Source organism: Candidatus Hodgkinia cicadicola (assembly GCF_002774925.1).
Genome location: NZ_NXGO01000102.1, coordinates 1 through 839 on the forward strand (window position 1 = coordinate 1; position 839 = coordinate 839).

Here is an 839-nt window from a genome sequence, read left to right on the forward strand (position 1 = left end):
CAGCGGACCCGAAAACCCTTAAATACCTTAAAGGGAACCTTCCAATTCAATTTAGTCACATTTTTAAGTTTATACAAAAAAAGAAGAAAATTTATGAAAATTGAGTATTTTACGAAACTTGTTTTCAATTTCCCTAATTCTCAGGGTAAAAGCAGGTCCTCTAATAATATAGACCTTTCTATTTTTGGCCTAAAAAATATAATAAAAAAGGTTTCAATCGATTTCGATCTATTAGAAAGTTTTCTGAACTCAAGGCCCTTTTTTTGCTTCATTGACTGCACTAATAGTAAAATATAGTATTTTAATGTATGTATACCATACCTTGGACCTCTTAGTGTTTTATGTGTTGTAGTAGTAACTACATCAGCATACTCAAAGGGACTTGGAATTACTCGTGCAGCAATCAGGCCAGAAATGTGGGCCATGTCTGCCAACATAACTGCTTTAACCTCATCGCATATCTGAAAACAATAATAATCAATATTCAATAGGACTTATTGTTTATACTGTCCAGACTAATATAGAATCAGTTTTGAATTATATATAGTTCTGTAATGCTTATTAAACTAGTCTCTTACCAATGCCTGGCACTCAGATGCAAGTTACAGGTTAATCTAATACCAAGGTGCACATATCAATCCTTACATGAGTTAGAAACAAAGGGTAAGTTTGTAACGGGACGGGTAACCCACCCGGGGATATTTTGGGGAAATATGAACATAAATAAATGGAAATTGTAAATTTTACTTGGGAATACTAAACATAGTGCGCAATGTGAACGTATTAGTGTCAAGGTCATCAGCAGAACGCAGGAGAGAGCTATTTTTAGCGACATGAAC

General features: G+C 34.2%; 1 pseudogene. It reads right to left on the bottom strand.

The features are described from left to right. Positions 1-314: 314 nt before the first annotated feature. Positions 315-482: pseudogene (gene glyA, locus MAGTDC_RS05710) on the bottom strand (serine hydroxymethyltransferase); the annotation flags it as partial. Between the last annotated feature and the right edge of the window lie 357 nt (positions 483-839).